General features: G+C 67.4%; 22 protein-coding genes. 7 read left to right on the top strand and 15 right to left on the bottom strand.

Annotation, left to right across the window (positions count from 1 at the left end; genetic code table 11):
* Positions 1-36 precede the first annotated feature (36 nt).
* From rbfA to ACTWJ5_RS27520, 7 genes are all read left to right on the top strand, one after another.
* On the top strand, positions 37-426 hold the full coding sequence (rbfA, locus tag ACTWJ5_RS27550; protein WP_074981341.1) for a 30S ribosome-binding factor RbfA: 390 nt from the start codon (positions 37-39) through the stop codon (positions 424-426).
* 3 nt (positions 427-429) lie between these two features.
* Positions 430-1,344 carry a tRNA pseudouridine(55) synthase TruB gene (gene truB / locus ACTWJ5_RS27545; protein ID WP_069863297.1) on the top strand — a complete coding sequence of 305 codons (915 nt, stop codon included), beginning with the start codon at positions 430-432 and terminating at the stop codon, positions 1,342-1,344.
* Between the two features lie 99 nt (positions 1,345-1,443).
* Positions 1,444-1,713 carry a 30S ribosomal protein S15 gene (gene rpsO, locus ACTWJ5_RS27540; RefSeq protein ID WP_009613036.1) on the top strand — a complete coding sequence of 90 codons (270 nt, stop codon included), beginning with the start codon at positions 1,444-1,446 and terminating at the stop codon, positions 1,711-1,713.
* 167 nt (positions 1,714-1,880) lie between these two features.
* A complete protein-coding gene (pnp, locus tag ACTWJ5_RS27535) occupies positions 1,881-3,986 on the top strand; it encodes a polyribonucleotide nucleotidyltransferase (protein WP_116425865.1) in 2,106 nt (701 codons plus the stop codon).
* Positions 3,987-4,274: 288 nt separating this feature from the next.
* A complete protein-coding gene (locus tag ACTWJ5_RS27530) occupies positions 4,275-5,693 on the top strand; it encodes a hypothetical protein (RefSeq protein ID WP_444436928.1) in 1,419 nt (472 codons plus the stop codon).
* Positions 5,694-5,887: 194 nt separating this feature from the next.
* Positions 5,888-6,238 (top strand): BON domain-containing protein, encoded by a 351-nt coding sequence (locus ACTWJ5_RS27525; protein ID WP_009613032.1) that lies wholly within the window; start codon positions 5,888-5,890, stop codon positions 6,236-6,238.
* A 52-nt stretch (positions 6,239-6,290) separates the two neighbouring features.
* A complete protein-coding gene (locus ACTWJ5_RS27520) occupies positions 6,291-6,488 on the top strand; it encodes a CsbD family protein (RefSeq protein ID WP_061562801.1) in 198 nt (65 codons plus the stop codon).
* A 54-nt stretch (positions 6,489-6,542) separates the two neighbouring features.
* Here ACTWJ5_RS27520 and ACTWJ5_RS27515 read toward each other — a convergent pair whose 3' ends face one another.
* From ACTWJ5_RS27515 to ACTWJ5_RS27445, 15 genes are all read right to left on the bottom strand, one after another.
* Positions 6,543-7,994 (bottom strand): rhomboid family intramembrane serine protease, encoded by a 1,452-nt coding sequence (locus tag ACTWJ5_RS27515; RefSeq protein ID WP_444436927.1) that lies wholly within the window; start codon positions 7,992-7,994, stop codon positions 6,543-6,545.
* Between the two features lie 59 nt (positions 7,995-8,053).
* Complete coding sequence (locus ACTWJ5_RS27510) at positions 8,054-8,350, bottom strand: DUF2845 domain-containing protein (protein WP_444436926.1); 297 nt, start codon at positions 8,348-8,350, stop codon at positions 8,054-8,056.
* A gap of 16 nt (positions 8,351-8,366) precedes the next feature.
* Entirely contained in the window at positions 8,367-8,657 is a 291-nt protein-coding gene (locus ACTWJ5_RS27505) for a DUF2845 domain-containing protein (protein WP_444436925.1), read from the bottom strand.
* 11 nt (positions 8,658-8,668) lie between these two features.
* Positions 8,669-11,839 carry a DUF748 domain-containing protein gene (locus tag ACTWJ5_RS27500; RefSeq protein WP_444436924.1) on the bottom strand — a complete coding sequence of 1,057 codons (3,171 nt, stop codon included), beginning with the start codon at positions 11,837-11,839 and terminating at the stop codon, positions 8,669-8,671.
* A 91-nt stretch (positions 11,840-11,930) separates the two neighbouring features.
* Positions 11,931-12,551: a response regulator transcription factor gene (locus ACTWJ5_RS27495; protein ID WP_253411232.1), complete on the bottom strand. Its 621-nt coding sequence runs from the start codon at positions 12,549-12,551 to the stop codon at positions 11,931-11,933.
* 77 nt (positions 12,552-12,628) lie between these two features.
* Positions 12,629-13,807: an acetyl-CoA C-acetyltransferase gene (locus ACTWJ5_RS27490; RefSeq protein ID WP_444436923.1), complete on the bottom strand. Its 1,179-nt coding sequence runs from the start codon at positions 13,805-13,807 to the stop codon at positions 12,629-12,631.
* A gap of 117 nt (positions 13,808-13,924) precedes the next feature.
* Complete coding sequence (locus ACTWJ5_RS27485) at positions 13,925-14,803, bottom strand: oxygenase MpaB family protein (protein ID WP_249918756.1); 879 nt, start codon at positions 14,801-14,803, stop codon at positions 13,925-13,927.
* A 108-nt stretch (positions 14,804-14,911) separates the two neighbouring features.
* Positions 14,912-16,849 (bottom strand): acetate--CoA ligase, encoded by a 1,938-nt coding sequence (acs, locus tag ACTWJ5_RS27480; RefSeq protein WP_249918757.1) that lies wholly within the window; start codon positions 16,847-16,849, stop codon positions 14,912-14,914.
* A 480-nt stretch (positions 16,850-17,329) separates the two neighbouring features.
* The gene (gene pgi / locus ACTWJ5_RS27475) at positions 17,330-18,994 is read right to left on the bottom strand and encodes a glucose-6-phosphate isomerase (RefSeq protein ID WP_444436922.1); all 1,665 of its coding nucleotides are present in this window, start codon (positions 18,992-18,994) and stop codon (positions 17,330-17,332) included.
* A 68-nt stretch (positions 18,995-19,062) separates the two neighbouring features.
* Complete coding sequence (panD, locus tag ACTWJ5_RS27470) at positions 19,063-19,443, bottom strand: aspartate 1-decarboxylase (protein WP_009613020.1); 381 nt, start codon at positions 19,441-19,443, stop codon at positions 19,063-19,065.
* Positions 19,444-19,552: 109 nt separating this feature from the next.
* On the bottom strand, positions 19,553-20,404 hold the full coding sequence (panC, locus tag ACTWJ5_RS27465) for a pantoate--beta-alanine ligase (protein WP_116425858.1): 852 nt from the start codon (positions 20,402-20,404) through the stop codon (positions 19,553-19,555).
* Positions 20,401-21,201 carry a 3-methyl-2-oxobutanoate hydroxymethyltransferase gene (panB, locus tag ACTWJ5_RS27460; protein ID WP_043318551.1) on the bottom strand — a complete coding sequence of 267 codons (801 nt, stop codon included), beginning with the start codon at positions 21,199-21,201 and terminating at the stop codon, positions 20,401-20,403. The genes panC and panB overlap by 4 nt, the downstream gene beginning before the upstream one ends.
* Before the next feature lie 124 nt (positions 21,202-21,325).
* Positions 21,326-21,811: a 2-amino-4-hydroxy-6-hydroxymethyldihydropteridine diphosphokinase gene (folK, locus tag ACTWJ5_RS27455; RefSeq protein WP_444436920.1), complete on the bottom strand. Its 486-nt coding sequence runs from the start codon at positions 21,809-21,811 to the stop codon at positions 21,326-21,328.
* Entirely contained in the window at positions 21,808-23,211 is a 1,404-nt protein-coding gene (locus ACTWJ5_RS27450; RefSeq protein WP_253411226.1) for a polynucleotide adenylyltransferase PcnB, read from the bottom strand. Before ACTWJ5_RS27450 ends, folK begins: the two co-directional genes overlap by 4 nt.
* 757 nt (positions 23,212-23,968) lie before the next feature.
* Positions 23,969-25,405 carry a sigma-54-dependent transcriptional regulator gene (locus ACTWJ5_RS27445; protein ID WP_009613009.1) on the bottom strand — a complete coding sequence of 479 codons (1,437 nt, stop codon included), beginning with the start codon at positions 25,403-25,405 and terminating at the stop codon, positions 23,969-23,971.
* Between the last annotated feature and the right edge of the window lie 7 nt (positions 25,406-25,412).

Here is a 25,412-nt window from a genome sequence, read left to right as displayed (position 1 = left end):
CCGGTGCCCATGGGCCACCGGAAGCAGGTTAGGAAAATGGCAAAAGAGTACAGCCGTACCCAACGTATCGGCGATCAGATGCAGCGCGAACTGGCGCTGCTGATCCAGCGCGAGGTCAAGGACCCGCGCCTGGGCCTGGTGACCATCACTGGCGTCGACGTGGCGCGCGACCTGTCCCACGCCAAGGTGTTCATCACCGTGATGGGGCAGGACGACAACGCCGAGCTGATCAAGCAGAACGTCTCGATCCTCAACGACGCTGCCGGCTTCCTGCGCATGCACCTGGGCAAGGCGATGAAGCTGCGCACCGTGCCGCAGCTGCATTTCAGCTATGACGCCAGCATCCGCCGCGGTGCCGAGCTGTCGGCGCTGATCGAGCGGGCGGTGGCGGAAGACCGTCGTCACGGTGGCGGTTCCGAGGAGTAAGGCGTGGCCCAGGTGAAACGTATCCGCCGTGCGGTCAACGGTGTGCTGGTGCTCGACAAGCCGCGCGGCATGAGCTCCAACCAGGCCCTGCAGAAGGTGCGCTGGCTGCTCAATGCGGAAAAGGCCGGGCACACCGGCAGCCTCGACCCCCTGGCCACCGGCGTGCTGCCGCTGTGCTTCGGCGAGGCCACCAAGTTCTCCCAGTACCTGCTGGATGCCGACAAGGGCTACGAGACCGTGGCCCAGCTGGGCGTCACCACCACCACCGGCGACGCCGAGGGCGAAGTGCTCGAGGAACGCCAGGTGACCGTCGGTCGGGAGGCCCTGGAGGCCCTGCTGCCGCGCTTCCGCGGCGAGATAGAGCAGGTGCCGCCGATGTATTCGGCACTGAAGAAGGACGGCCAGCCGCTGTACAAGTTGGCCCGCGCAGGAGAGGTAGTGGAGCGCGAGGCGCGTTCTGTTACTATTGCGCGCTTGGATCTGCTGGCCTTCGAGGCGCCTTGCGCCACCCTGGCCGTTTCCTGCAGCAAGGGCACCTATATCCGCACCCTGGTCGAGGACATCGGCCGCGAGCTGGGCTGCGGAGCCCACGTGGCTGCGCTGCGCCGCACCCAGGCGGGCCCCTTCGGCCTGGCCCAGGCGGTGACGCTGGAGGAACTGGTGCAGGTCCATGCCGAGGGCGGCAACGAGGCCCTCGACCGCTTCCTGCTGCCGGTGGACGCCGGCCTGGAGCACTGGCCGCTGCTGCAGCTGTCCGAGCACAGCGCCTACTACTGGCTGCACGGGCAGCCGGTACGCGCACCCGAGGCACCGAAGTTCGGCATGCTGCGGGTACAGGATCACGAAGGTCGCTTCATCGGTATCGGTGAAGTGACCGACGACGGGCGCATCGCGCCGCGTCGACTGATTCGGTCGTAAGGCCGGAAACCCGAGGGTGGCTGTCAACAGGCACGGTCACACCTCCTTTATGAACACAGGGAAAAGTCCCTGGCCTGTTACCTCAGAGGAAAGCCCATCATGGCACTGAGCGTCCAAGAGAAAGCCCAGATCGTAAACGAGTACAAGCAAGCTGAAGGCGACACCGGTTCCCCGGAAGTGCAGGTTGCCCTGCTGTCCGCCAACATCAACAAGCTGCAGGACCACTTCAAGGCCAACGGCAAAGACCACCACTCCCGTCGTGGCCTGATCCGCATGGTCAACCAGCGCCGCAAGCTGCTGGACTACCTGAAGAACAAGGACACTGCTCGTTACAGCGCCCTGATCGGTCGCCTGGGCCTGCGTCGCTAAGACGGCAAGCCTGAAGTGGGAAGCTGGGAGTCTGGGGTCGACGGTCGGTGCAAACCGGCCGTTGGCTTCGGGCTCCCGGCTTCTCGCTTTTTAGGGAATGTCATCGGGTCCGACTCCCGGCATTTCCACGATTTCCCCCAAGGCAACTAAGTGAAGGTAAAGACACCGTGAACCCGGTAACCAAGAAATTCCAGTTCGGTCAATCGACCGTAACCCTCGAGACTGGCCGCATCGCCCGCCAGGCCACCGGCGCCGTGCTGGTCACCATGGACGACGTCACCGTGCTGGTCACCGTCGTGGGTGCCAAGCAGGCCGACCCGAACAAGGGCTTCTTCCCGCTGTCCGTGCACTACCAGGAAAAGACCTACGCAGCCGGCCGCATCCCCGGTGGTTTCTTCAAGCGTGAAGGTCGTCCTTCCGAGAAGGAAACCCTGACCTCGCGCCTGATCGATCGTCCGATCCGCCCGCTGTTCCCCGAAGGCTTCATGAACGAAGTGCAGGTCGTCTGCACCGTCGTTTCCACCGGCAAGAAGACCGATCCGGACATCGCCGCCATGATCGGCACCTCCGCCGCCCTGGCGATCTCCGGCATTCCCTTCGCCGGCCCGATCGGCGCCGCCCGTGTCGGCTTCCACCCGGAAGTCGGCTACATCCTCAACCCGACCTACGAGCAACTGCAGAGCTCCAGCCTCGATATGGTCGTGGCCGGCACCTCCGACGCCGTGCTGATGGTCGAGTCCGAAGCCGACGAGCTGACCGAAGACCAGATGCTGGGCGCCGTGCTGTACGCCCATGAAGAGTTCCAGGCAGTCATCCGCGCCGTCGCCGAGCTGGCTACCGAAGCCGGAAAGCCGAGCTGGAACTGGAGCGCCCCGGCCGAGAACACCGCCCTGGTCGAGGCCATCAAGGCCGAGTTCGGCGCGGCTATCTCCGATGCCTACACCATCACCATCAAGCAGGATCGCTACGCGGCCCTGGACGCCCTGCGCGACGAGATCGTCGCCAGGTTCGCCGGCGAAGGCGAAGGCCAGTACCCGGCCGGTGAGGTCAAGGACGTATTCGGCCTGCTGGAATACCGCACCGTTCGCGAGAACATCGTCAACGGCAAGCCGCGTATCGACGGTCGCGACACCCGCACCGTGCGTCCGCTGAAGATCGAAGTCGGCGTGCTCGGCAAGACCCACGGCTCGGCCCTGTTCACCCGTGGCGAAACCCAGGCCCTGGTCGTCGCCACCCTCGGCACCGCCCGTGACGCCCAGCTGCTCGACACCCTCGAAGGCGAGCGCAAGGATCCGTTCATGCTGCACTACAACTTCCCGCCGTTCTCGGTGGGCGAGTGCGGCCGCATGGGCAGCCCGGGCCGTCGCGAAATCGGCCACGGCCGCCTGGCCCGTCGTGGCGTCGCCGCCATGCTGCCGTCGCAGGACGAGTTCCCCTACACCATCCGCGTGGTTTCCGAGATCACCGAATCCAACGGTTCCAGCTCCATGGCTTCCGTGTGCGGCGCCTCCCTGGCGCTGATGGACGCCGGCGTGCCGGTTCGCGCTCCGGTTGCCGGCATCGCCATGGGCCTGGTCAAGGAAGGTGACAAGTTCGCCGTCCTGACCGACATCCTGGGTGACGAAGACCACCTGGGCGACATGGACTTCAAGGTCGCCGGTACCGACAAGGGCGTCACCGCCCTACAGATGGACATCAAGATCAACGGCATCACCGAAGAGATCATGGAGATCGCCCTGGAGCAGGCGCTGGAAGCGCGTCTGAACATCCTCGGCCAGATGAACCAGGTCATCGCCCAGCCGCGCGCCGAGCTGTCGGAAAATGCCCCGACCATGCTGTCGATGAAGATCGATCCGGACAAGATCCGCGACGTCATCGGCAAGGGCGGCGCCACCATCCGCGGCATCTGCGAAGAGACCAAGGCCTCGATCGACATCGAGGACGACGGCAGCGTGAAGATCTACGGCGAAACCAAGGAAGCCGCCGAGGCCGCCAAGCAGCGCGTCCTGGGCATCACCGCGGAAGCCGAGATCGGCAAGATCTACGTCGGCAAGGTCGAGCGCATCGTCGACTTCGGCGCCTTCGTCAACATCCTGCCGGGCAAGGACGGTCTGGTGCACATCTCGCAGATCAGCGACAAGCGCATCGACAAGGTCACCGACGTGCTCAAGGAAGGCGAGGAAGTCAAGGTCCTGGTTCTGGACGTCGACAACCGCGGCCGCATCAAGCTGTCCATCAAGGATGTAGCCGCCGCAGAAGCCTCCGGCGTCTAAGAACCTGCCCACGATCTGCTGCGCGTCGGCATAACTGCGTTAAAAACAGGCGAGTGATGCTCATTTAGTGGACTAAACTGCGCTCCCTCGCCTGTTTGACTCGCTGCGCTCGCCCTTCGGGCCAGCCTTCGGCTGTTACTCCCGTTGGTCGTTGCGCCTTGTTCTGCTCTAGCTCGCGAGATCGTGAACAGGTTCTAAGCGGTAGCAAAATGAAAGAGGGCCCCTTGCGGGCCCTCTTTTTTTGCCTGGAAAATGGCGCCTCGCCAGCACGCAAGGACAGCCAGGCCGATGGACAAGCATTACTGCCACTACCACCAGGCGCAGCCCGCCACCTGGTTCTGCCTGCCGTGCCAGCGCCACTACGGCGACTGCTGCGTGCCGCTGAACGCCGACGCGCCGGAATACGCCCCGGCCTGCCCGCTGTGCCGCAATGGCCTGCAGTACCTGGGCGCGGCCAACAGCGCCCAGCCGTTCTGGGAGCGCCTGCCGAAGTTCTTCGCCTACGCCCTGCAACCGGGCCCGCTGATGTTCGCCGCGGCGCTGGCCCTGGCCAGTCTGTTCATGCCCAGCATGCTGCTGCTGTGGCTGGCCCTGCTGAGCGTGGCCACCAAGTACCTGCACAGCGTCATCGAGGTGGTCAGCCTGGGCAGCAACGATGCGCCCGGCCTGGGCGAGGCCTTCGACCTCTCCAGCCTGGGCGCCTTCCTGCGCCAGCTGGCGGTGTTCGTCGTGGCCGCGGTGCTGCTGTGGCTGGCCGCGGACTTCGACAATCCCTCGCTGTTCTGGGCGGTGAACGTCGCCCTGGTGCTGGTGTTGCCGGCCAGCATCATCCGCCTGGCCCTGGACAAGAGCCTGGGCGCGGCGCTCAGCCCGGTGGAGGTCGGCCAGGTGATCGGCGCCATGGGTTGGCGCTACCTGATCCTCTGCGTCTTCCTGTTCATCCTCTGGCAATCGCCGAACTACCTGGCCTGGCTGCTCGGCTTCGGCCTGCCCAAGGTAGTGCTGATGCCGGTGATGGTGGCGCTGCTCGGCTACTTCGGCGTGGTGATGTGCGCAATGATGGGTTACGCCGTGTTCCAGTACCAGGGCGCGCTGGGCTACGCGGTGGCCGGCGATGACCTCGTGCAGGGCTTCCCAGAGGCCGAATGGCGCCGGCGCAGGGCGCTGGCCGAGGCCGAGGTGCGGGTGAAGGAAGGGCAGGGCGGCGCCGCCGTGGAAACCCTGGCCGCGGCCCTGCGCCAGGACCCCGAGGACCTGCGCCTGAACGAGCGCTACCACCAGCTGCTGTACGGGCTGAACGAGCGCGAGGCCTGCCTGGCCCACCTGGCGGACTACCTGCCCCTGGCGACGCGGCTGAACCCGCAACTGGCGGCCGGCGCGCTGCTCAATGCCCGGCAGTTGCAGGCCGACTACCTGCCGGACGACCCGCTGGTGTGCGAACGTATCGCCGAGGTGCTGCTGCAGCGGCACAAGGCCCGCGAGGCCCTGAGTCTGCTGCGCAACCTGCACCAGCGCTTCCCGCAGTACCCGCAGATTCCGCGGGCGTACCTGCTGGCCGCGCGCGGCTTCGCCGAAGGCCTCGGGCAACTGGAGCCGGCCGGCAAGCTGCTGGCGTTCATCCGCCAGCGCTACCCGGACACGCCGTTGCTCGCCGAGGTGGCCAGCCTGGAACAGGTGCTGGAGAAGATGGCCCGCCAGGGCGGTTAGCCCGTGCAAATTGCACGGCGCCTTGGCCCCCAGTGTGCAATTTGCCGGTCCAGGGGCCCCGGGCGATTTTGCTAGGTGTTTGATTTAAAAGGAATTAGCCTTCGCGGAAAAACTGGCCCGGAGCTTGCGATATCCCTTGTGAAACTGCCGCCAGGCATGGTCGCAGTTCCTTGCAAAGTACAGGAGAGATCGCCATGAAACACCGTTTCAGCAAACTGGCCCTTGCCGCTGCCACCGCTTCCGCCCTGAGCTTCTCGCTCGCCAGCCCGGTGTTCGCGCAACCGACGACCCTCGCTGCGAATGACACCGTGCAGAAGACCGAGGAAGCGGTTTCCGATACCTGGATCACCAGCAAGGTGAAATCCAGCCTGATCGCCAACAAGGACATCAGCGGCACCAGCATCAAGGTGGAAACCAACCAGGGCGTGGTCTCCCTGTCCGGTACCGTGAAGACCGACGCCGAGCGTGACCTGGCGATCGAAACCACCAAGGGCATCAAGGGCGTCAAGGCGGTATCCGCCGACGGCCTGAAGGCCGTGGACTGACAATGGCGGCCCGGCTCGCGCCGGGCCTGCCCATCGAACGAGGAATAGCGTGATGAATTCCGACGTGATCAAGGGCAAGTGGAAGCAGCTGTCCGGCACCCTGAAGGAAAAGTGGGGCAAGCTGACCGACGACGACCTGCAAGTGGCGGACGGACATGCCGAATACCTGGTCGGCAAGCTGCAGGAACGCTACGGCTGGAGCCGCGACCGCGCGGAGCGGGAAGTCCGCGACTTCAGCGACCGCCTGTAATCCAGCGCGAGGTTTCACTGGGCCCCGCCGGCGCAAGCCGGCGGGACCTTTTCGTCAGCGCGCCAGTTGCTGCTGGTAGAGCGCCAGCTGCCGCGTCTGCTCGGCTTCGGGGTAGCGCTGGCGGAGGAACTGCGCCAGCTCGCGCAGGCCCTGGCTGTCGCGCTGGGCGCCGAGGCGCTTGGCCAGTTGCAGCGTCATCTGCGGCAGCTGCGCCGGGTGCTGGCTGCTTTTCGCCAGGCGCCGCCAGGCACCCAGGGCGCGCGGCCCGTCTTCCAGTTGCAGGAGCCGTTGCAGCAGGTGCAGCTGCACCGCGGGGTGGGCCAACTGGCGCTGTTTCTCCGCGGCGCTGTCGTCGGCCAGACGGCGCAGCAGAGCTGCGGCCTCGCTCGGCGGCAGGGCGAACAGCTGCTTGAGCACGGCGCCGAGAAGCGCGGCGTCCTGACGGGACACAGCCACGCCGTACAGGCGCTCGATCAGCAGCAGGCGCCCGGGGTGGCGCTGCAGCAGGTCCTGCCCGCGGCTCGCCGCCTGGTCCAGGGCGAAGCGGCCGATCAGCGCGTCGAGGGCGGCCAGGTCGCGCTTGAAGGCGGCGTCGGGGTCTTCCTTGGCCAGGTAGGCCTCGTCGACCTTCAGCCGCCCGAAGCTGCGCGGCAGCCACACCAGCAGGAAGCCCGAGGCCAGGCCGCCGAGGTGGGCGTAGTAGTTGACATGGTCGGCGGCGCGCAGCAGGCCGTAGAGCTCCTTGCCCATCCACAGCGGCAGTATCCACAGCGCCGGCGCGCTGAAGTAGCCGAGCAGCGGCCCCAGCCAGTAGAAGAAGCGGATGCGCCGCAACCCGTAGACGCCGATGTACATGCCCATCAGCCCGGAGATGGCGCCGGAGGCGCCGATGCCGGTGACCCATACCGGGTCCAGCGCCCACCACAGCAGCCCGGAGCAGAGCCCGCTGACCAGGTACAGGGCGAGGTACTTGAGGCGGCCCAGGGCGATTTCCAGGGCGAAGCCGAAGATGAACAGGAACACCATGTTGCCGGCCAGGTGCCAGAAGTCGCCGTGCAGGAACATGGAGCCGAACAGCCCCTGCAGGCTGAATTGCGCGGGGATGAAGCCGAAGCGCAGTGAACTCAGGCGGTCCCGCGCGGCCTCGGCGCTGGCCCGCGCGGCTTGCCAGGCCGGGTCCTGCTGGAAGGCCGGCTGGCCGCGCAGTTCATGGCCGAACTCCAGGTCGCGGAGGATCAGCCAGGCCAGGTCCTGGCGGCGCAGGCCCTCGATGGCGCGCTTCTGGTTGTCGTCCAGCTTCTCGCGGCGCGCCAGCGATTCGCCGAACAGGGCGCGCTCGCGGCCCAGCAGGTCCAGCTCCAGGTAGACGCCGACGGCCTGTTCCTGGCGGGCCCGGTCGCCACCCTGGTAGACGAAGAAGATCAGGCAGTTGAGCAGGATCAGCAGCAGCGTCACCAGCGGTGGCTTCTTCCAGTCCAGCGGGTGTTCGGCGGGCACGATGAGCATGGGCGACCTGTCCTTGGCGGTGATGGCGCGAGACTATCACCGGCATTGGGCGCTGTCTGTCAGTTGCTGCGCTTGCTCTGGATGGCGTCGATGCGGTTGCCGCGCAAGCGCACGAAATACAGCATGCCGTTCCAGGGCCCGTAGATCCATTCTTCCACCCGCACCTCCTCGCGCTGGCCCCAGTCGCCGACGACGATGCGGTTGCCCAGGTAGGAACGGTCCACCGGTTGGCCGCAGCGTTCGAGCACGTCGCTGCTGGTGTCGCCGTTGCTGATCAGGCGGCTGCCGCAGCGCAGGCTGTCGGCCAGCGCCGGGGTGGCGGCGAGCAGCAGCAGGGGGAGGACGAACAGGCGCATGGCGGCTCCGCTGCGGTCAGTCGCGCTTGAATTCGATGCGCTTGAGGCGGTTGGCTTCGAAGGTGAGGATGTAGGTGGCGCCGTTGCGCGGGCCGTACACCCATTCCTCGACCTTGAACTCGCGGCGGTCGTAGCCGCCGAGGGTGTAGCCGACGTCGTCGCGATGGTCCGGCGCGCCGCACTTCTGCTCCACTTCCCAGGCGCGGTCGCCGACGCTGACCAGGGCGCTGCCGCAGCGCATGCTGTCGGCCTGGGCACCGGCGCTGGCCAACAGCAGGGCGCCGGCCAGCAGGGGACGGGACTTCATCTGGGCGTGCCTCATTCGCTGTCGAGGTGGAGCTGGGTGACGACCTCGCCGCCCTTGTCCGCCTCGGCCTGGCTGACGTCGATCAGGTAGATGCGATCATCCCCCAGTCCGCCCTTGGTGACCAGATAGTCCTTGATGTGCGCGCCGCGCTCCTGGGCCAGCTTGCGCAGCAGCAACTGGCTGCCGCTCCAGGAGTCGACCACCGCCTGGCGCAGCTTGGCTGTGCGCTCGTCCTTGCCCAGTTCCTGCCACTCGGCCGGCGGCTGTTTCTTCAGGCGCGTGCGGTAGATGCCTTCGAGCAGGGCCGGCTGCAGGTCTTCCGGCACCTCCAGCTGGCTGGCGTCGCTGGGCACCTTGTCGCCGCGGCGCTGCAGCATCTTGTAGTAGTTGCTGCGGAATTCCTGCTGCAGGCGCTGCTCGGCCAGCAGCGGGCCGTCGGCCGCGGCGGCGCTCACGCCCTCGACTTCCAGCTTCAGCGCCGGGCGCTGCTTGAGCGCGGCGGCGAGCTTGTCGAGGTTGCCTTGCGCCGCGGGCGTCAGCTCGCTGGAGCCCGCGGCGAAGGGCACGTTGCCCAGGTCCTCGTCGCCACCACCGGCGGCCAGGCCGGCGATGAACTTGAAGGGTGCCTGCACGGCGCGCAGCACCAGGTTGCGCAGGGTCTGCCAGACGATGGGCATGACGCTGAACTGCGGGTTGTTCAGGTCGCCTTCCACCGGCAGCTGGATGTCGATGTTGCCGTTGGTGTCCTTGAGCAGGGCCACCGCCAGCTTCACTGGCAGGTCGACGGCGTCGGGGCTGTCGACCTTCTCGCCCAGCTGCAGGTGTTCCACCAGCACCTTGTTGTCGGCCTTCAACTGGCCCTTGGTGATCTGGTAGTGCAGGTCGAGGTTGAGCCGGCCCTTGCGGATGCGGTAGCCGGCGAACTTGCCGGAGTAGGGCGTCAGGGTGGTCAGCTCGACGCGCTTGAAGCTGGTGGCGATGTCCAGCTTCTCTAGCGGCGAGAAGGGGTTGAGGCTGCCCTTGATGGTGACCGGGGCGTACTTGTCGACCTTGCCCTTGATGTCGACGCTGGCCGGCTGCGGGTTGCGGTTGTCGAGGGTGCCGATCTCGCCGCCCAGTTGCTGGATGGCGGTGGCGAAGTCCGGGCGCAGGGTCAGGTCGGCGAAGTTGGCCGAGCCGTCGTTGATGCGGATGCCGCCGATGTGGATGCCCAGGGGCTTGTCGCTGCCGGCCTTGGCCGGGCTGGCGGCGCCCTTGGCCGCCGGCTGTTCGGGCTGGGCGATGATCAGCTCGCTGACGTTGGTGCTGCGGTCCTCGTTGATGATGAAGCGCGCGTAGGGCTGCTCGAAGGACACGCTCTGGATCACCAGGCTGTCGCCATGCTTGTAGGCCAGCCCGTCGAGGGTGAGCTTCTGCCATTTGACGAAGTCGCGGTTCTTCAGGGTGTCCAGGGTGTGCAACTGGCTGACCTCGGCGCTGCCGCCGACGCTGAAGGCCAGCGGCTCGGTGCTCTTGAGGTCGACGTCGAGCTTGCTGGCGAGGAAGCCGCTGCGCAGCTCCAGGCGGATGAAGGGTTCCAGGTACGACTGCGCCAGGCGCAGGTCGATGTCGCGGGTGGCGACCTTGAGCTTGGCGCTGACGGGGTTGGGGATGACGCTGCCGCTGGCCTCGATCAGCCCGCGGTTGCCGATGCCGGTCTTGAGCTTGAGCTGCAGCGCCTGGGTCAGCGAGCTGTCGAGGTCCTGCAGGTCGAGGTCCAGCGGGCCGACATCCAGGGCCACCGATCTGGCCGGTACGCGGTCGGCCAGGTGCACCTTGTAGCCGCGCAGCTGGGTGTCGCGCAGGACCACGTGCCAGGGCTTCTGCGGCTCGGTCGGCTTGGCCGGTTCCGGCGGCGGGCTTGCCGGCTTGTCGGCGGCGGCCGCAGCCTGGTCGGCTTGGGCTTGGGCTTGGGCTTGGGCTTGGGCCTCTGCTTCAGGTTTGGCCTCGGGCTTCGCCGCAGCCTGGGTTTCGGTCTTGTCCGCCGGGGCCGCATCGGTCTTGGCGGGCGCAGGGCTGGCCGCGTCCGCTACGGGCTTGGCGGCCGCAGTGGCCCCGGCGTCGGCGGGTTTCGCCGCGGCATCGGCCGTGGGCACCGGCTGTTCGGCAGGGGCAGGGGCCGGCTTGCGCGCGGGCTTCTGGAAGTCGGCGAAGAGTTTCTGCCAGTCGAGCTGGCCGTCCTTCTCGCGGGCCGCCCAGGTTTCCAGGCCCTGGCTGCGGATCTGGCCGACCAGCACTTCGCGCTTGGCCAGGTCCAGGCTGGTCTCGGCCACGTCGAGGCTGGCCAGGGTGACCAGCGGCTTGCCGGCCGGGCTCTTGAGGTCGAGGTCACGCAGGTTGGCGCTGGTCTTTTCCAACTGCAGCTGGGTGTCCTTGCTCAGGTCCAGCTTGTACTCGGTGGCAACGCTGAGGATGCCCTTCTGCAACTCCAGCGGCGCGTTGTCGCGCACGTAGGGCCACCAGGCCTTGAGCGGAATGCCCTGGATCGACAGGCTGCCGCTGGAGGCGAGCGGAGTCAGGCTGAGGTCGCCCTTCCAGTCGACCTTGCCGCCGTGGGGGCCGGTGCCGCTCAGGGTCATCTGCGCGCCGCTGTCGGGCAGGGTGCTGAGGTTGTGCAGCTCGAAGCCCAGCGGGTTGAAGACGAAATCCACCTGCTCGCTCGGGCGGTTGTCCTGGAAGTGCACGCTGCCCTGGCTCAGGGCGACGCGCTCGATGCGCAGCGGGAAGGGCTTGCTGTCCGGCTGCTCGGGCTTGGGCTCGCTGGGCGGCAGCTTGAACAGGCGGCTGAGGTTGAGGCTGCCGTCCTCGGCGAACACCACTTCGCCATGGGGCTTGTCCAGTTGCACGTCGGCCAGGTGCAGCTGGCGCGTCCACAGGCTGTCGAGCTGCAGGTTGGCGTACAGGCGCTCGAAGGCCACCTGCTCCTGGCCGGGCTGGCCGATGCGCAGGCCCCAGACGTTCAGCTCCAGGCTGAAGGGGTTGAGTTCGATGCGCTCGATGTGCGCGGGCAGGGTGGCGTACTGGGCCAGTTGCTGGTTGGCCACGCGCAGGGCGATGCCGGGGAGGATCAAGAAGCCCAGCAGGCAATAGAGGAGGAACAGCAGCACCAGGGTGCCGATCGCGCGAATCAATCCTTTGGGCATAGCGGGAGTCATTTTCCGTCGTGGCGTACCTCGGAGTATGGCACGCGTGCAAAGTTCCAAGTCTTGAGCCGTGGCAGCGCGGCCGCGGTGCTCAGGCCTGCAGGTTGTGCTGGCGGGCGAACTCCACCAGGTCCACCAGGCTGTTCAGCTGCAGTTTCTCGAGGATGCGCGTCTTGTAGGTGCTGACGGTCTTCTGGCTGAGGAACAGTTCCTCGGCGATCTGCTTGTTGCTCAGGCCACGCACCAGGCTGCGCAGCACCACCAGCTCGCGCGGGGTGAGCGCCGCCACCGGGTCGTCGCCGGGCTGCCCGGGCGCGCCCAGGGGACGCTCGGGGAAGCAGCGGTAGCCGGCGACCAGCATGCGCGCGGCGTTGAGGATGGCCGCGGTGTCCTTGTTCTTGCTGACGAAGCCGTGCCCGCCGGCGGCTTCCACGCGGTTGGCGTAGAGCCGCTCGTCCTGGGAGCTGAGCACCAGCAGGCGGATGTTCTCGTCGAAGATGTGCACCCGCGCCAGCAGGTCCATGCCGTCCATGCCCGGCAGGTTGAGGTCGAGGATGACCAGGTCGGGTTTCTGCTGGCGCACCAGATTGAGCCCGGCGTTGCCGTCGTCGGCCTCGCCGACGATCTCGAACTGGGGGTCCTGGGCGAGCAGCGAGCGAATCGCCAGGCGCATGGCCGGGTGATCCTCCACCACGATGACGCGTTTGTTCATGGGCAATCCTTGAAGGCGCGATCCGCCCAATGAAGATAGCCCAGATGGCGCGACCTTGCGGCCGCGCCCGGCGAGGTTCAGCGCTGCAGGGCCAGCGCGACGCCCTGGCCGCCGCCGATGCAGAGGGTGGCGAGGCCCTTCTTCGCATCGCGGCGGAGCATTTCGTGCAGCAGGCTGACCAGCACGCGGCAGCCCGAGGCGCCGATGGGGTGGCCGAGGGCGATGGCGCCGCCGTTGACGTTGACCTTGGCGGCGTCCCAGCCCAGTTCCTTGCCCACCGCCAGGGATTGCGCGGCGAAGGCTTCGTTGGCCTCGATCAGGTCCAGCTCGGCCAGTTGCCAGCCGGCCTTGTCCAGGCAGCGGCGGGTGGCGGACACCGGGCCGATGCCCATGATCGCCGGGTCGACGCCGGCATTGGCGTAGGCGGCGATGCGCGCCAGCACCGGCAGGCCCAGTTCGGCGGCCTTGGCGGCGCTCATCAGCAGCACCGCGGCGGCGCCGTCGTTGAGGGTGGAGGCGTTGCCGGCGGTGACGCTGCCGTCCTTCTTGAACGCCGGCTTGAGCTTGGCCAGGGACTCGGCGCTGGTGCCGGCGCGGACCTGTTCGTCGGTGGCGAAGCGCAGCGGCTCGCCCTTGCGCTGGGGAATCTCGATGGGGGTGATCTCCGCCTCGAAGCGCCCGGCGGCGATGGCCTCGGCGGCCTTGCGCTGGGACTCGGCGGCGAAGGCGTCCTGTTCCTCGCGGCTGATGTCGTACTTGTCCACCAGGTTCTCGGCGGTGATGCCCATGTGGTAGTCGTTGAAGGCGTCCCACAGGCCATCGACGATCATGCTGTCGAGCAGTTGCGCGTGGCCCATGCGCAGGCCGGTGCGGGCCTTGGGCAGCACGTAGGGCGACAGGCTCATGCTCTCCTGGCCGCCGGCGATGATCACTTCGGCATCGCCGCAGCGGATGGCCTGGGCGGCCAGGTGCAGGGCCTTGAGGCCCGAGCCGCAGACCTTGTTGACGGTCATCGCCGGTACGCTGTTCGGCAGGCCGGCGGCGATGGCGGCCTGGCGCGCGGGGTTCTGCCCGGCGCCGGCGGTGAGGGTCTGGCCGAGGATGACTTCGTCGACCGCCTCGGCGGCCACGCCGGTCTGTTCGAGCAGGCGGCGGATCACCGCGGCGCCCAGCTCATGGGCCGGCAGGGCCGACAGGGAACCCTGGAAGCTGCCGATGGCGGTGCGGGTGGCAGCGACTATGACGACATCTTGCATGACACGAATCCTCAGCATGGGGCGGCGCGGGCCGCGGCGAACGAGCAGGCATGGTTGCACAGGCGGCGCGCCGCCGACCACTCTCCGAACCGCTGAGTCAGGCGCGGGATCGACCGGTCAGCGCAGCGGCGGCAGGCCCATGCGCCGGCGCGCGCGGTGCAGCGAGCCGTTGCGCACGGCCCAGCGCAGCAGTGGGACACTGCGTCGCACGCTGGCGCGGATCAGCTGGCGCTGCAGCGGGCGCAGGGAGAAGCCGAGCATGTCGGCGGCCCAGTCCGGCAGCAGGTCGATGCCGGCGCGCATCATCAGGGCGCTGAAGGGCCTGGCCAGGGAGCTGGGCGCCGGGGCGTCGAGCAGCACCTCGACCACGTCGCGGGTACGCTCGTTGTAGTGCAGCTGGGGGCGCATGCGCTCCAGGTACTCGGCCACCTCCAGGCGCGAGCGCGGCACGTCGCGGGCGCCCAGGCGCTCGGCGACCAGGGCGATCTCGTCGTAGTAGCGGTCCTGCTCGCTGCCGGGCAGGTCGGGGTTCAGGTAGCGCAGGTGCGACTTGAGGAAGCAGCTGACCTCGGCGACGTGCACCCAGGTCAGCAGGTCCGGATCGCTGGCCGAGTAGAAGGTGCCGTCGGGCAGGGTGCCGCTGACGTTGTCGTGGATGCGCCGCACCCGGGCGATCAGCTTCTCGGCATCGGCCACCGAGCCGTAGGTGGTGGTGGAGATGAACTGGCCGGTGCGGCGCAGGCGACCGAGCATGTCGGCGCGGAAGTTGGAGTGGTCCCAGACGCCGCCCAGGGCGGCGGGGTGGAGCATCTGCAGGAGCAGGGCGCTGATGCCGCCGATGAGCATGGAGCTGAAGTCGCCATGGACTTTCCAGCAGGCCGAGTCGGGGCCGAACAGGCCCGGGTCGCCCTTGGGGGATTCGAAATCGACGCCCCCGAGGGCGAGTCCGGTCAGGCTCAGGACCTGGCTTTCGATATGACGGCGAACGGTTTCCATGACGGGGAGCTGCAAGCCTCAAGCGTCAAGCTACAAGTGGTGCATACGGTTAGCTTAACCGCAGGCTCTCCAGCTTGCAGCTTGCAGCTTGCAGCTTGCAGCCGCCCTTCACCTGTTGAGGCGATTGTCGATCAGCCCCTGGACCACGCCGGGGTCGGCGAGGGTCGAGGTGTCGCCGAGGTTGTCCAGCTCGTTGCAGGCGATCTTGCGCAGGATGCGCCGCATGATCTTGCCCGAACGCGTCTTCGGCAGGCCCGGCGCCCACTGCAGCACTTCCGGCTTGGCGAAGCTGCCGATCTCCTTGCTGACCACCGCCAGCAGCTCCTGCTTCAGCTCTTCGCTGGGCTCGACGCCGTTCATCGGCGTGACGAAGGCGTAGATGCCCTGGCCCTTGAGGTCGTGGGGGTAGCCCACCACCGCGGCCTCGGCGATGCCGTCGTGCAGCACCAGGGCGCTTTCCACCTCGGCGGTGCCGATGCGGTGGCCGGAGACGTTGATCACGTCGTCGACGCGCCCGGTGATCCAGTAGTAGCCGTCCTCGTCGCGGCGCGCGCCGTCGCCGGTGAAGTAGTAGCCGGGATAGGGCTTGAAGTAGGTGTCGACCATGCGCTGGTGGTCGCCGTAGATGCTGCGGATCTGGCTCGGCCAGCTGGCCTTGATCGCCAGCACGCCGGCGCCGGGGCCGTCGATCTCCTTGCCGTGCTCGTCCAGCAGCACCGGCTGCACACCGAAGAACGGCAGGGTCGCCGAGCCGGGCTTGAGCGAGGTGGCGCCGGGCAGCGGGGTGATGAGGATGCTGCCGGTCTCGGTCTGCCACCAGGTGTCGACGATTGGGCAGCGCGTCTCGCCGACCACGTGGTAGTACCACTCCCAGGCCTCGGGGTTGATCGGCTCGCCCACCGAGCCGAGCAGGCGCAGGCTGGCGCGCGAGGTCTTCTTCACCGGTTCCTCGCCTTCGCGCATCAGGGCGCGGATGGCGGTGGGCGCGGTGTAGAAGATGTTCACCTGGTGCTTGTCGATCACCTGCCAGAAGCGCGAGGCGTCCGGGTAGCTGGGCACGCCCTCGAACATCAGGGTGGTGGCGCCGTTGGCCAGCGGGCCGTAGACGATATAGCTGTGCCCGGTGACCCAGCCGACGTCGGCGGTGCACCAGTAGATGTCCCCCTCGTGGTAGTCGAACACATACTTGTGCGTCATGGCCGCGCCCAGCAGGTAGCCGCCGGTGGTGTGCAGCACGCCCTTGGGTTTGCCGGTGGAGCCGGAGGTGTAGAGGATGAACAGCGGGTCCTCGGCGTCCATGGGCTCCGGCGGGCAGTCCTCGCTGACGCCGTGCAGGGCTTCGTGGTACCAGAGGTCGCGGCCCTCGACCCAGGGCACCTTGCCCTGGGTGCGCTGCACCACCACGACGGTGGAGACGTTCGGGCAGTCCTGCAGGGCCTTTTCCACGTTCTGCTTGAGCGGGATGTACTTGCCGCCGCGCACGCCTTCGTCGGCGGTGATCACGGTGCGGCAGTCGGCGTCGAGGATGCGGTCGCGCAGGGAGTCCGGCGAGAAGCCGCCGAACACCACCGAGTGGATGGCGCCGATGCGCGCGCAGGCCAGCATGGCATAGGCCGCCTCGGGGATCATCGGCATGTAGATGCACACCCGGTCGCCCTTCTCCACGCCGCGGCTCTTGAGCACGTTGGCCAGGCGGCAGACATGGCTGTGCAGCTTGCGGTAGGTGATGTGGGCGGACTCGGCGGGGTTGTCGCCTTCCCAGATGATGGCGACCTGTTCGCCGCGCTGTTCCAGGTGGCGGTCGATGCAGTTGTAGGCGACGTTGAGCTGGCCGCCCTTGAACCAGCTGGCCTGGCCGCGGGCCAGGTCGCCGTGGTGCACGGAGTGCCAGGGCTTGAACCAGTCGAGCAGGGCCTTGGCCTGTTCGCCCCAGAACACGTCCGGTTGTTCGATGGATTGGCGGTAGAGGCGCTGGTAGTCCTCCTCGTCGAGGTAGGCACGCTGGCGAACGGCGTCCGGCACCGGGTGAGCGGTGATTTCGAACATGACGATATCCTTGTTGTTGTGATGTCTTGGTAAGGCGTCTGGCTCAAGACTGGGCCAATGCGCGGCCCGGTTCAAGTCTTGGAGGGATGGCCGGCAGTTCGGCCGGGGCCCGCATACTTCCGCGTGCAGCGAATGCCTTGCGCAGGGCGAATAACGCGCCAGCGGTATCCGCTGTCGGTTCGTGCGCCGGGGCTACGGGGATATGCCATGCCTCCCGGCGGAACTGTCTTGCAGGCCGCGCTGGGATGCTCTTCGTAGGAGCGAGCTTGCTCGCGAACACACTCCGCTGCGGGGCTCATTCGCGAGCAAGCTCGCTCCTACGAAAAGCCGTGCTTCCTGGAAACGTAGGAGCGGGCCCTGCCCGCGATTTCGCGCGCAGGACGCGCTCCTACAGGGGAATGGCGGGGTGGCGTTGCCGTAGCGGAAATGAAAACGCCGCTTCCCCTGTGGAGGAAACGGCGCTTTGTCCCGCGATGGGCCTCAGCCGCGGTGACGGCCGCGGAAGTAGTCGATCAGGCCCTGGGTGGAGGCGTCTTCGGCGCCCGACTCGTCGCTGCCGACCAGGCGCCCGTAGACGGCCTTGCCCAGCTCCTTGCCCAGCTCCACGCCCCACTGGTCGAAGGCGTTGATGCCCCAGAGAATGCTCTGCACGTAGACCTTGTGCTCGTACATGGCGATCAGCGCGCCCAGGCGGCGGGCGCTGATGCGCTCCAGCACCAGGGTGTTGCTCGGGCGGTTGCCGGGGATCACCTTGTGCGGCGCCAGGCGCTGCACCTCGGCCTCGTCCAGTCCTTTTGCGCGCAGCTCGGCCTCGGCTTCGGCGCGGGTCTTACCCTGCATCAGCGCCTGGCTCTGCGACAGGCAGTTGGCGTACAGCCACTGGTGGTGGTCGGCCAGCGGGTTGTAGCTGGAGATCGGGACGATGAAGTCCGCCGGGATCAACTGGGTGCCCTGGTGCAGCAACTGGTGGTAGGCGTGCTGGCCGTTGCAGCCGACGCCGCCCCAGATCACCGGACCGGTGCCGGCGCTGACCGGGGTGCCGTCCTGGCGCACGCTCTTGCCGTTGGACTCCATGTCCAACTGCTGCAGGTGGTCGGTGATGTTCCGCAGGTAGTAGTCGTAGGGCAGGATGGCATGGCTGCGTGAGCCCCAGAAATCGCCGTACCAGACGCCGAGCAAGCCCAGCAGCACCGGGATGTTGCGGGCGAAGGGCGCGCTCTGGAAGTGCTGGTCCATGCTGTAGGCGCCGGACAGCAGTTCCTTGAAGTTGTTGATGCCCACCGACATGGCGATCGGCAGGCCGATGGCCGACCACAGCGAGTAGCGCCCGCCGACCCAGTCCCACATGGGGAACACGTTCTCTTCGCGGATGCCGAAGGCCACCGCCGCTTCCTTGTTGCTGGAAACCGCGATGAAGTGGCGGTACAGCTCGGCTTCGTTGCCGCCCTGGGCCAGGTACCAGGCGCGTGCGGCCTGGGCGTTCTTCAGCGTCTCCAGGGTGCCGAAGGACTTGGAGGAGACGATGAACAGGGTGGTCTCGGCGTTCAGCTTGCTGGTCAGCTCGCGGAACTCGCTGCCGTCGATATTGGCCAGGTAGTGGCAGCGCACGCCTTTCTGGGCGAAAGGCAGCAGGGCCTCGGAGACCAGCTGCGGGCCGAGGAAGGAGCCGCCGATACCGATGTTCACCACATCGGTGATGGGCTTCTCGGTGTAGCCGCGCCACAGGCCGTTGTGCACGTAGGCGACCAGCTCGGTCATCTGGTGCAGCACGCGGTGCACTTCCGGCATCACGTCGACGCCGTCCACCAGCACCTTGTCGCCGATCGGCCGGCGCAGCGCGGTGTGCAGCACCGGGCGGCGCTCGGAGGCGTTGATCACGTCGCCGCGGAACATGGACTGGATGGCCTCGCCCAGCTGGGCTTCTTCCGCCAGCTTGACCAGCAGGCCGAGGGTGTCCTCGCGGATCAGGTTCTTCGAGAAGTCGAGGAACAGGCCGCAGGCGCTCAGGGAGAAACGCTCGAAACGCTTCGGATCGCCGGCGAATGCCTGGCGCATGCTGAAGTCCTGCAGATCCTTGCGGTGCTCGGCCAGTGCCTGCCAGCTCGGCAGGCGAGTGGCATCCAGCGGGGTGAGGTGGTGTTCCATGCGGTACCTTCGGGGGTGTGACGTGCGTTGGAGCGTGAAAAAGCCCGGGGGTTCCGGGCTTTGACGGTTCAGGCGAGCTGCACCGGGATGGCGTTGCTGGTGTGGCTGAGCTGGTTGCCCGGGGCCATGTAGAGCATGCGCGGCTGGTAGTTGGCGAGCTCGGCGTCGCTGTACTGAGCATAAGCGCAGATGATCACCCGGTCACCCACCTTGGCCTTGTGCGCGGCGGCGCCGTTGACCGAGATCATCCGCGAACCTTCCTCGCCGCGGATGGCGTAGGTGGTGAAGCGCTCGCCGTTGTCGACGTTGTAGATCTGGATCTGTTCGTACTCGCGGATACCGGCGAGGTCCAGCCACTCGCCATCGATGGCGCAGGAGCCTTCGTAGTCGAGGACGGCGTGGGTGACTTCGGCGCGGTGCAGCTTGGCCTTGAGCATGATGCTGTGCATGGCGGCGCTCCTGTTGTTGTGGGGCTTGGCGCGAACGGCGGCAGAGTATGCCCAACCTGTTACCCGGCCTCAAGCCGCGTGCGGCGCGGCCTGGGCGGGTAACGGCGGGTCAGTCGAGCTGCAGCGGCAGGTTGTCGATCAGGCGGGTCTTGCCGAGGAAAGCGGCGGCCAGGACCACCACCTGCCGGTCGCCGGCGCCGGCCGGGCGCAGGCTCAGGGCCTCGCGGATTTCCAGGTAGTCCACCCGCAGGCCGGCGGCCTCGATCTGCCGGCGGCCCTCTTCGAGCAGCGCCGGGAAGTCGCGCGAGCCGCCGCGCAGGGCCTCGGCGAGCTGCCGCAGGGTGCGCTGGATGACCGGCGCGCGGGCGCGCTCGTCGTCGTTCAGGTAGCCGTTGCGCGAGGACAGCGCCAGGCCGTCCTCGGCGCGCACGGTGGGCTCGCCGAAGATCTGCACGGGGATGTTCAGGTCGCGCACCAGCTTGCGGATCACCGCCAGTTGCTGGAAGTCCTTCTCGCCGAACAGCGCCATGTCCGGCTGCACCATGTTCAGCAGCTTGCAGACCACGGTGGCGACGCCATCGAAGTGGCCCGGACGGCTGCCGCCGCACAGCCCCTCGGAAACGCCGGGCACGCTGACCTTGGTCTGGCCTTCCATGCCGTCGGGGTACATCTCTTCCACGCCCGGGGCGAACAGCAGGTGGCAGCCGGCTTCCAGCAGCCTGGCCTGGTCGGCGGCGAGGGTGCGCGGGTACTTGTCCAGGTCTTCGCTGGGGCCGAACTGCAGCGGGTTGACGAAGATGCTGGCGACCACGAAGTCGGCGCGCTGGCCGGCCTTGGCCACCAGGGCGGCGTGGCCGGCGTGCAGGTTGCCCATGGTCGGCACCAGGGCGATGCGCTTGCCTTCGCCGCGCGCGCGGGCGACGGCGGCGCGCAGTTCGCGGACGGTCTTGACGGTGTTCATGCGGAGAATCCGTGTTCGGGGCCGGGGAAGGAGCCGTCTTTCACGGCCTTGACGTAGGCGGCGAAGGCGCCCTGGATGCTGTCCTGGCCTTCCATGAAGTTCTTCACGAACTTGGGCGCGCGGCCGGACAGCGACAGGCCGAGCATGTCGTGCATCACCAGGACCTGGCCGTCGGTGCCGGGGCCGGCGCCGATGCCGATCACCGGGATCTTCACCGCTTCGCTGATCTCCTGGCCCAGGGCGCTGGGCACGCACTCCAGCAGCAGCATGGCGACGCCGGCCTGCTCCAGGGCGATGGCGTCGGCGCGCAGCTGGCGGGCCTGGGCTTCCTGGCGGCCCTGGACCTTGAAGCCGCCGAACAGGTTGACCGACTGCGGGGTGAGGCCCAGGTGCGCGCACACCGGCACGCCCATCTGCGCCAGGCGCACGATGGGCTCGGCCAGCCAGGCGCCGCCTTCGAGCTTGACCATGTGGGCGCCGGCCTGCATGACCTTGACCGCGTCGTCCAGCAGGCGCTGCAGCGAGGTGCCGGAGGCGAAGGGCAGGTCGGTGACGATCATCGCGCCCTGGTTGCCGCGCTTCACGCAGGCGGTGTGGTAGGCCATTTCCTCGACCGTGACCGGCAGCGTGCTGTCGTGGCCTTGCAGCACCATGCCGAGGGAGTCGCCGATCAGCAGCATCTCCGCGCCCGCGGCGCTGGCCGCCTGGGCGAAGGTGGCATCGTAGGCTGTGAGCATCGCGATCTTCTCGCCGCTTTGCTTCAGGCCTTGCAGGGTGGTCAGGGTGACATCAGGCATGAAAACGGTCCTCGTTGGGCCGGCTGGCGCCGGCGCGGGGCACCTATAGTCCGGATGGGGCGGAGCGAAGTCAATCGCAGGTGTTACCGGACTGTTACGGCGTTACCGCCAACTGGGGTGACGATCAGGATAGCCGTTCGAGGCCCGCGAATGGGCAATCCGCCAGCAGTTCCGACAGGCTGCGGCCGTCGGGCAGGCGCAGCTGCGGCGCCAGGTCCGCCAGGGGGTAGAGGACGAAGGCGCGGGCGTGCATGTGGTAGTGCGGCACGGTCAGGCGCGGCTCGTCGAGCTGGCGCTCGCCGAACAGCAGGATGTCCAGGTCGAGGGTGCGCGGGCCCCAGCGTTCGTCCTTGCGCACGCGGCCCTGTTCCAGCTCGATGCGCTGCAGGGCGTCGAGCAGGGCCAGGGGCTCGAGGTCGGTATCCAGCGCGGCCACGGCGTTGACGTAGCGCGGCTGGTCCGACGGGCCCAGCGGGTCGCTGACGTAGAAGGGCGAAACCGCGGCGACCGTAGTCTGCGGAATGGCCTGCAGGGCCTCGATGGCGGCGCGCAGTTGGCCCAGGGGATCGGCAAGGTTGCTGCCCAGGCCGAGATAGACGCGCTCGCTCACTCGTTGCCGGCCCCCTCGCTGCGCGGGCCACGGCGGCGACGGCTAGCACCGCCGCGGCGACGCTTGCGCGGGGCGGCGCCGCCATCGTCCTGGCTGGCCGCCAGGTTGCGGATCATGCCGCGGCGTTCGCCGTCGCTGGCGTCCTGGTAGTCGGTCCACCAGTCGCCGAGGCCGCCGGTTTCTTCACCGGCGCTCTCGCGCAGCAGCAGGAAGTCGTAGCCGGCGCGGAAGCGCGGGTTCTCCAGCAGCAGGTCGGCGCGCTTGCCCTGGCGTCGCGGCAGGCGTTCCTGCATGTCCCAGATCTCGCGGATCGGGATGGTGAAGCGCTTGGGCACGGCGGTGCGCTGGCACTGCTCGCTGATCAGTTCGTGGGCGGCTTCCTGCATCGCCGGGATCGGCGGCATGCCGCGCTCCTGCAACTGCGCCACGCGCGCCGGCAGGGCCGGCCAGAGCAGGGCGGCGAAGAGGAAGGCGGGGGTGACCGGCTTGCCCTGGTGGATGCGCAGATCGGTGTTGGCCAGGGCCTGGCGGATCAGCTTGCCGGTGTATTCCGGGTCGCGGGCCAGGGCCTTGGCGCTGGCCGGGAACAGCGGGGCGAACAGTTCGTATTCGAGCAGCAGCTCGAAGGTGCGCTCGCCGCGGCCGCTGAGGAACAGCTTGAGCACTTCGTCGAACAGCCGCGCCGAGGGAATCTCGCGCAGCAGCGGCGCCAGCTTGCGGATCGGCGCGGCGCTGTGCTTCTCGATCTCGAAGTCCAGCTTGGCGGCGAAGCGCACCGCGCGCAGCATGCGCACCGGGTCCTCGAGGTAGCGTTGCTCGGGGTCGCCGATCAGGCGCACCAGGCGGTTGCGGATGTCGTGCACGCCGTGGGCGTAGTCGAGGATGCGCTCGTCGCTGCAGTCGAAGTACAGGGCGTTGATGGTGAAGTCGCGGCGCTGGGCGTCGTCTTCCAGGGTGCCGTATACGTTGTCGCGCAGGATGCGCCCGGCCTCGTTGCGCGACGCCTGGTTGCTGTCGCCTTCGCCTTCTTCCTGCGGGTGGTGGGCACGGAAGGTGGCCACCTCGATGATCTCGCGGCCGAAGTGCACGTGCACCAGCTTGAAGCGCCGGCCGATCACCCGCGCGTTGCGGAATTCGGCGCGAACCTGCTCGGGGGTGGCGCTAGTGGCCACGTCGAAGTCCTTGGGGGCGATGCCCAGCAATTGGTCACGGACGCCGCCGCCGACGATGTAGGCCTGGTATCCCGCCTTCTGCAGCCGGTCCACCACGCTCACCGCATGCCGGCTGAACTGCTCGCGACGCAGCGGATGCTGGTTGCTGCCGACGATTTCCGGAGTGGTGCGGACTGCGCGCTTGCGGCGCAAGGGAGAGCGAAGGGAGGAGATCAGCTTTTTCAGCATGGAGGCACTATTAACAGGTTGGGGTGGATTGCGTCGCGCAACGCAGCGTGCCCTGGCCGGTGGTCGCAGTCGGCAGGCAGCCCATCATGCTTGAAAAGCATGGCCAGCGGAAACAATCGGCGGTAATTCTGATGCGTTGTATGTCCGAACGGGTTCGGATTCTAGCATCGGGGCGCAGGAGATGGGGAACGAAGGACGGAGAGGGAGGCAGGGGAGAGCGGGGAAAGCTACTGGGGGAGCCGAAGCTCCCCCCCAAGTAGGTGCGTGCTTTGTTCTTGTTATGATGCCGGGCTTGTTGTTTTTGTTTGTAGACCCGTCCTCGAGGCTAGCCGCTTCGAGGCATTCCCATTCGGGATCGACAAGAGCAAACGGATTGCTTTGGTCGCTGAGTGAGCAGTGATCTTTCGATCCAACCGATTTCGCCGCTGCCTAGAGGCAGTTTTATTGTTCTTCGATCGGTTGCGGGATTTCTCCCGCCAGCTACTCTCCTCCAAAAGAATCAGTTAGCTGCGCCTCCGCGATTTTGTTTTTGTTGTGCTGGAGTCGTTACGTGTTGTTTTTGTTCTGTGGTTTCGTGCTTGTTATTGTTGTTGTGCCAATAACAAAGCAGATGCCGTGCCAACTTTTTAGAATCCTTATTTTTCAAGGGTTTAGCTGTAGGAAGGGGTTTCGGGCAGGCACAAAAAAGCCGGGTTATCGTTACCGATGAACCCGGCTTTTGTTACGCGGGATGTCCGCGGTAACAGCTGTGCGCACCTCAGGAGTCGGCCGAGGCCCCTGACTTGCGCCGCGGGATGCCCAGGCGCTGGCGCCGTTCCCACAGGCATTTGCGGCTGATACCCAGCTTGCGGGCCAGCTCGGTCTCGGTCATGTGGTCCTGGTGCTCGAGGACGAAATGCTGGAAGTAGTCCTCCAGCGACAGGTCCTCGGTGGGCTCGTGGTTGTTGGCCGCCACGGCGTTGCGCACCTCCGCCTCGTCGACGAAGTCGTCCTCCAGATCGTCCAGCTCGATGTCGATGCCCAGCAGGTCGGCGGGGATTTCCTGGCCTTCGCTGAGGATCACCGCGCGCTCGATGGCGTTCTCCAGTTCGCGCACGTTACCCGGCCACGGGTAGTGGCGGATGGCCTGTTCGGCCTCGTGGGAGAAGCTCAGCGGGGCGCGCCCCATCTGCGAGCACTGGCGCGCCAGGAAGGCGCGGGCGATCTCCATCACGTCGCTGCCGCGCTCGCGCAGGGGCGGCAGCTTCAGCGAGATGACGTGCAGGCGGTAATAGAGGTCTTCGCGGAACTGCCCGGTCTTGGCCAGCATCTTCAGGTCGCGGTGGGTGGCGGCGATCAGGCGCACGTCGACCTTCTGCGACTGCACCGAGCCGACACGGCGGATCTCGCCTTCCTGCAGCACGCGCAGCAGGCGGGCCTGGGCCTCCAGCGGCAGTTCGCCGATCTCGTCGAGGAACAGGGTGCCGCCGTCCGCGGCTTCCACCAGGCCGGCGCGGCCGGCGCTGGCGCCGGTGAAGGCGCCCTTCTCGTGGCCGAACAGTTCGGATTCGATCAGGGTTTCCGGGATGGCCGCGCAGTTCACCGAGATCAGCGGCGCCTTGGTGCGCTTGGACAGGTTGTGCAGGGCGCGCGCCACCAGTTCCTTGCCGGTGCCCGATTCGCCCTGGATCAGGACATTGGAGTCGGTGGGGGCGACCTTGCGGATCTTCGAATACAGCTCGAGCATCGGCGGACAGGAGCCGATGATGCCGATCTCGCCCTCGGCCGGGGCGGCGTTACCGTTACCGCGCTCGCCCGCCGCGCGGGTGTTACCCCGTGCCTCGGCGCTGGCGCCACGGCCTTCCTGGCGGTCCTTGAGGATGCGCGCCACGGCCTGGAGCATCTCGTCGTGGTCGAAGGGCTTGGCGATGTAGTCCACCGCGCCCATCTTCATCGAGTCCACGGCCGAGCGCAGGCTGGCGTAGCTGGTCATGATCAGCACCGGGGTGCCCTGGGCCAGCTTGATCAGTTCGGTGCCGGGCGCGCCGGGCAGGCGCAGGTCGCTGACGATCATGTCGAAGGACGGAATGCTGTAGCGCTCCTGGGCCTCCTGGACCGAGCCGGCCTCGCTGACCTGGTACTGGTTGCGCTCGAGCAACCGTCGCAGGGCGGAACGGATGATGGTTTCGTCTTCGACGATGAGGATATGTGCCATGTATTCA

Origin of the sequence: Pseudomonas sp. A6, assembly GCF_052367875.1 — a bacterium.
GTDB lineage: Bacteria > Pseudomonadota > Gammaproteobacteria > Pseudomonadales > Pseudomonadaceae > Pseudomonas > Pseudomonas citronellolis.
Note: the sequence above shows the minus strand (reverse complement) of the source record. Positions and strands in the feature narration are given on the sequence as shown.

Excerpts from the sequence above, each read along its gene's own strand:
- rbfA (WP_074981341.1), top strand. The coding sequence starts at position 37 with ATGGCAAAAGAGTACAGCCGTACCCAACGTATCGGCGATCAGATGCAG.
- rpsO (WP_009613036.1), top strand. The coding sequence starts at position 1,444 with ATGGCACTGAGCGTCCAAGAGAAAGCCCAGATCGTAAACGAGTACAAG.
- ACTWJ5_RS27530 (WP_444436928.1), top strand. The coding sequence starts at position 4,275 with ATGGACAAGCATTACTGCCACTACCACCAGGCGCAGCCCGCCACCTGG.
- ACTWJ5_RS27525 (WP_009613032.1), top strand. The coding sequence starts at position 5,888 with ATGAAACACCGTTTCAGCAAACTGGCCCTTGCCGCTGCCACCGCTTCC.
- ACTWJ5_RS27520 (WP_061562801.1), top strand. The coding sequence starts at position 6,291 with ATGAATTCCGACGTGATCAAGGGCAAGTGGAAGCAGCTGTCCGGCACC.
- ACTWJ5_RS27515 (WP_444436927.1), bottom strand. The coding sequence starts at position 7,994 with ATGCTCATCGTGCCCGCCGAACACCCGCTGGACTGGAAGAAGCCACCG.
- ACTWJ5_RS27510 (WP_444436926.1), bottom strand. The coding sequence starts at position 8,350 with ATGCGCCTGTTCGTCCTCCCCCTGCTGCTGCTCGCCGCCACCCCGGCG.
- ACTWJ5_RS27505 (WP_444436925.1), bottom strand. The coding sequence starts at position 8,657 with ATGAAGTCCCGTCCCCTGCTGGCCGGCGCCCTGCTGTTGGCCAGCGCC.
- ACTWJ5_RS27500 (WP_444436924.1), bottom strand. The coding sequence starts at position 11,839 with ATGCCCAAAGGATTGATTCGCGCGATCGGCACCCTGGTGCTGCTGTTC.
- ACTWJ5_RS27495 (WP_253411232.1), bottom strand. The coding sequence starts at position 12,551 with ATGAACAAACGCGTCATCGTGGTGGAGGATCACCCGGCCATGCGCCTG.
- ACTWJ5_RS27490 (WP_444436923.1), bottom strand. The coding sequence starts at position 13,807 with ATGCAAGATGTCGTCATAGTCGCTGCCACCCGCACCGCCATCGGCAGC.
- ACTWJ5_RS27485 (WP_249918756.1), bottom strand. The coding sequence starts at position 14,803 with ATGGAAACCGTTCGCCGTCATATCGAAAGCCAGGTCCTGAGCCTGACC.
- acs (WP_249918757.1), bottom strand. The coding sequence starts at position 16,849 with ATGTTCGAAATCACCGCTCACCCGGTGCCGGACGCCGTTCGCCAGCGT.
- pgi (WP_444436922.1), bottom strand. The coding sequence starts at position 18,994 with ATGGAACACCACCTCACCCCGCTGGATGCCACTCGCCTGCCGAGCTGG.
- panD (WP_009613020.1), bottom strand. The coding sequence starts at position 19,443 with ATGCACAGCATCATGCTCAAGGCCAAGCTGCACCGCGCCGAAGTCACC.
- panC (WP_116425858.1), bottom strand. The coding sequence starts at position 20,404 with ATGAACACCGTCAAGACCGTCCGCGAACTGCGCGCCGCCGTCGCCCGC.
- panB (WP_043318551.1), bottom strand. The coding sequence starts at position 21,201 with ATGCCTGATGTCACCCTGACCACCCTGCAAGGCCTGAAGCAAAGCGGC.
- ACTWJ5_RS27450 (WP_253411226.1), bottom strand. The coding sequence starts at position 23,211 with ATGCTGAAAAAGCTGATCTCCTCCCTTCGCTCTCCCTTGCGCCGCAAG.
- ACTWJ5_RS27445 (WP_009613009.1), bottom strand. The coding sequence starts at position 25,405 with ATGGCACATATCCTCATCGTCGAAGACGAAACCATCATCCGTTCCGCC.